The sequence below is a fragment of the Pseudoalteromonas sp. MER144-MNA-CIBAN-0113 genome (genome assembly GCF_040308965.1).
Taxonomy (GTDB): domain Bacteria; phylum Pseudomonadota; class Gammaproteobacteria; order Enterobacterales; family Alteromonadaceae; genus Pseudoalteromonas; species Pseudoalteromonas tetraodonis.
The window spans coordinates 1-4,444 of record NZ_JBEOOG010000132.1 but is presented as its reverse complement, the minus strand read 5'-3'; the positions used below and the strand labels follow the sequence as shown (position 1 = coordinate 4,444).

The 4,444-nt window shown below is 38.3% G+C and carries 5 protein-coding genes; 2 read left to right on the top strand and 3 right to left on the bottom strand.

What is annotated here, in order from left to right:
• The first annotated feature begins 100 nt into the window (after positions 1–100).
• A complete protein-coding gene (locus tag AAEY57_RS18775) occupies positions 101–2,257 on the top strand; it encodes an exonuclease domain-containing protein (RefSeq protein WP_350608526.1) in 2,157 nt (718 codons plus the stop codon).
• A 240-nt stretch (positions 2,258–2,497) separates the two neighbouring features.
• Entirely contained in the window at positions 2,498–3,025 is a 528-nt protein-coding gene (locus AAEY57_RS18770; RefSeq protein ID WP_008467476.1) for an SEL1-like repeat protein, read from the top strand.
• A gap of 2 nt (positions 3,026–3,027) precedes the next feature.
• Here AAEY57_RS18770 and AAEY57_RS18765 read toward each other — a convergent pair whose 3' ends face one another.
• The 3 genes from AAEY57_RS18765 to AAEY57_RS18755 are packed head-to-tail and all read right to left on the bottom strand — an operon-like array spanning position 3,028 to position 4,281.
• Entirely contained in the window at positions 3,028–3,180 is a 153-nt protein-coding gene (locus tag AAEY57_RS18765) for a YbaM family protein (protein WP_008467474.1), read from the bottom strand.
• Entirely contained in the window at positions 3,173–3,445 is a 273-nt protein-coding gene (locus AAEY57_RS18760; RefSeq protein WP_013465384.1) for a late competence development ComFB family protein, read from the bottom strand. The genes AAEY57_RS18765 and AAEY57_RS18760 overlap by 8 nt, the downstream gene beginning before the upstream one ends.
• Positions 3,446–3,495: 50 nt before the next feature.
• Entirely contained in the window at positions 3,496–4,281 is a 786-nt protein-coding gene (locus tag AAEY57_RS18755) for a histone deacetylase family protein (protein ID WP_502935501.1), read from the bottom strand.
• Positions 4,282–4,444: the final 163 nt, after the last annotated feature.

Genomic DNA, 4,444 nt, shown 5'->3' with positions numbered 1-4,444 from the left:
GTATTATTCATGGACGCTCCTAACATGATTTGATTTACTTAGTATAGCAAACCAACACAGAAATGGATCAGCGCCTTTTATATACAGTGTGGGCGGTTTTATGAGAAAAGAGTTACCAGCGAAATATTATTTGGCACATTTTAGAGAGCTATTAACGTTTGTGAGTGAGAAATGCGTGCATTTACTCGAGCAAAGGCATATTACATTTATTAATAAAATAAATACGCTCGACGAGCAAAGCCAGTGTATGTTGGCGCGTATTTATTCTCGTAAACCTTACTTAGTACAAACCCAATCATTAAACTACGAAGAAATTAGCTCGCCATACCAAGCACTTTTTAACTTAAAAGCGGCAAAGTTAATTGTAGAACCCTCTGATAAAGATCATAGGCAACTACTAAGTCACCTAACAAAACCGGCCTTAATAGAGCTGTTAGAAAAGCAAGAACAAACGCCATTATTTAAAAAAAGCGCTGCTAAAAGTAACTTAGTTGAAATAGCTATTTCATTCTTTGAATCTAAGCCAGAGTGTCTTGCACACTTATATAATCAGTACGTGATAAATAATAGAGAAGAGTATTACGAGTATTTTGAATTTTTATATATTGGCAGGCTCAGTGCAGGCGATATTAATCATCAAAATCGATTTGTACTGCGAGATTTAGGCGTAACACCTGTTAGGCAAGAGCATAGTGAAAGCTTGTCGCGCTTTGACTCAATTGAGGAAGCGCAGTCTAACTATGCATTAAACCGTTTGCGACTAACGCTTAAAAATACAAAAGATGACAATGAAAGAGAGGTACTAGCAAAGCAGCTAATAAATGAAGTAGCGTTGGGGGTTATTGCACAAGAGTTAAAAAACAAGTTACTGGTTATACTTTATAAGCAACTAAAAGCAACTAACCCAACACTTGCGTTTGATGTACTTAATGCTTGCGAAGACGATGCGCACGCACTAGAAATTCAAATAAGAGAGCAATACCGTTTAGGCAATAAAGAATGGGTAAAGGTGCAACTTGAGAAAATTATAGAAAATCCACTCACCGATGAGTTACTGTACTTTGCGGATGACTTTTTAATGCGCAAATTTAACAAGCAAACACGCTCACGGCTTAGTGAAATGTTAGCCAGTACACGCTGTATTATAGAAGTTGATGAACTTTACCGTGGCGATGTTGAGTTAGGTGTAAGTGATCACTACACTCGCCAAGGTAAACACGTTTTTTATACTGAGAATACCTTGTGGCAAAGCTTATTTGCGCTGGTTTTTTGGCAGGAACTTTTTATTGAAACCCCAACCCCACCCTGCAATGAGTTTGATATTTACCCGCAAGCCTTAAAAACAGATACATTTTATTTAAATCAATCCTCACAAATAGAAGCGCGGCTGGCTGCGTGTAATAGTACCCAAAAATTGCTGCGTTTAGTGTGTAACTATGCAGCGAAGTATTATGAGCAACCAAATGGCTTATTTAGATGGCACAAAGATGTATTAAAGCCATTAGAGATGCTTATTTTAAACAGCCCGATAAATGCGCTATTAAGCCATTTAAAAAATATGGCAAAAAACTACCGACAATTAAAAGATGGTTACCCCGATTTAATGATTGTTGATAACAGCGCAGTTCATTTTGAGGAGGTAAAAGCGCCCGGAGACAAGCTTAAAAGAAACCAGCTAGTGAGCATCGATAATTTAAAAAACAGTGGTTTTAAAGTCAATATTGCAGCGGTGAAGTGGTATGTAGACCCTAACCGTATTTATAGTGTAGTTGATATTGAAACTACAGGAGGCCTCAAAGGCGGTAACCGTATTACCGAAATTGGTATTGTTAAAATAAAGCAGGGCGAAATAGTTGATACATGGACCACATTGATAAACCCAGAGCGTCCCATCCCGCGTTTTATTACCTCGCTTACAGGCATTAACGATGCCATGGTAAGCAATGCACCCATATTTAGCGAGATTGCAGCGCCGTTACTGAATCAATTATCAGGCAGTATTTTTGTGGCGCATAATGTTAATTTTGATTATGGATTTATTAAAAAAGAGCTTGAGAGGATAGGGATTAATTTTAAAATGCCGAAACTGTGTACAGTCGTTGAATCACGCAAAGCATTTAAGGGATTAAAGTCATACTCACTCGGTAATTTATCGGCACACTTTAATTTAGACTTAACCAATCATCACCGTGCATTAGACGATGCCAAAGCGGCCGCGCAGTTATTATTATTGGTTCAGCAAACGGACAGTCAGTGATAGATTTACGTCAGTTAAATGCATTGTGCGTAAAGTAAAGTACCTTATGTATAAATACAGGGTATTAAAAAAATAGGTTTATCTATTTTTAATGGGCGATTAAAACTGCGCTTATAAAAATAATCGCTGTGAGCTTTGCAATCCCATGATAATATTAAATTTATGTTAACAGGCTTTAGGGCAGATGCTTTAAAAGTGGTTATGTTTCTGAGCAAAAAAAATAATAAATTAAGGATAATAATGAATCATCAACGATTGAGTGCCACTTTGCTGGTATTGGTGGCTTTAATAACTGGCTGCAATTCGTCACCAGTCAGTCTTTACAGCGATAATACCATGAAGAAAAAAGAATATAATGGTGTTAAGGCATACAAAAAAGGGGAGTTTGAAGAAGCTTTTAACTATTTAGAAGAGCCTGCTGCATTGGGTTATAAAAGTGCACAATACACCCTAGCGTTTATGTTTTTAAAAGGGCAATATCTAGAGCAATCAACTAAGCTTGGTATGGGGTGGTTAGGTGTTGCAGCAGAAGCTGGCGTTGAAAATTGGTCACAACAATATGATACTTTTTATGCCGCTGCGACAACACACGAGAAGCAAGAAATAGATGCAATTGTTGCAGTTTATATTGAACAATTTGGTGTTAAAGCTCAAAACATGACATGCCGTAGGTCAACATCACCTAGGCGCACATTCGGCGAAATTAAAATTGATTGTAGTAAACATGACGGCGCTGTCACTGTGTATGAAGTAGACACAATTGAATGAAGCTAGTTGTTAACTAGCTTCTTTTCAAAGTCACTTTTTACGATATCGAGTGCTTTTAATACTTCTTCGGGCTCTACATCGTGTTGCTCTAATATCATAATTAAATCAACAGCCAGTTTTATGTGTGTAGGGGCGTCTTCTAGCGGTTTACTCATTAATATCTTTCTTTTTAGCAATCTGATCAATCGCAAAATTAATAGCAAGTTCAACGCGTTGCTGCATATCTAAGCGATCTGTTTGAGTTAAATAAAACGCCATATCTACATCGTATCTAATATAACGTGGGGGTAATTGATTGAGTACGGTGCAGCAAAAGTCAGCCATTACATCGTCGTTGTAACGTTCATTAAGTTTACGTTTTTCTATTTCTTCTAAAACGAGTTTTTCGTAAAAATTGTGTATGTCGTCATCTAATCGCATATTCCTGTCACTCTTTTTTATTGTCTGTAATGAGTCTATACCAAGGATTGTTATAAATCGAGAGCCGCTTTAAATAGTTGCTTATGGACGCTAACTAAATTGTTGATGTTACGTTGATAACCGCCACCTAAAGCGCACATAAGCGGTATGTTCCGCTGCTTACAAAAGTTAAGAATGGTAAAGTCACGCGCGTATACGCCAGCTAAAGAAACATCAAATAAGCCGAGTTCGTCTTTTGTGTAAATATCGGCACCGGCATTATATAAAATAATATCGGGCTGGTGGAGGCGAACACATAACTCAAGAGCTTGGTCTAGTGTTGTTAAATACTCTGCATCTGTGGTGTTTGCAGGTAAGCCAAAGTCATAGTTTGAGAGCTGTTTTTGCCGAGGAAAATTTTGTTCACAGTGAATTGAACAACTAACTATCTGCTCGTGCTGTTGGGTTATTTGCGCGGTACCGTCACCTTGGTGTACGTCACAATCAAATATTAATACGGTGTCGGCTTGCTCAGTTGTAATAAGATGCGCTGCCGCAATAGCTAAATCATTAAAAATACAAAAGCCACTACCGTAATTGCTATAAGCATGGTGGTAGCCGCCACTTAAATTAGCCGCTAAACCATTTTTAAGTGCTGTTTCAGCGGCTTGAATACTGGCACCAACAGAGTAAAGAGTTCGCTCAACAAGTTTATAAGAGTGAGGAAATCCCATTTTTTTAACCGCTTTGTCAGTTAACGACCCGTTTAAAAAGTCAGCAATATAATCTGAGCTATGGCATAAGCTTAACTGCGCTATTGTTGCAGGCGAAGGCGATATAAATTGGGTGTAGCCCAGGGTCTATTGACCTTTCAAGGTTGAATTTGCAGCAGTCTGTTTGGTATTTAGGCAAGGCAGAGCCTATGTGGTGTGGTTATTCCCCACGGAGTTTTTCAAGGTAGTTGTCCGATTTTCCCGTTTTATGCTGCTGCCTGAGCCTGCACGATTTCCCGCTCCGGAT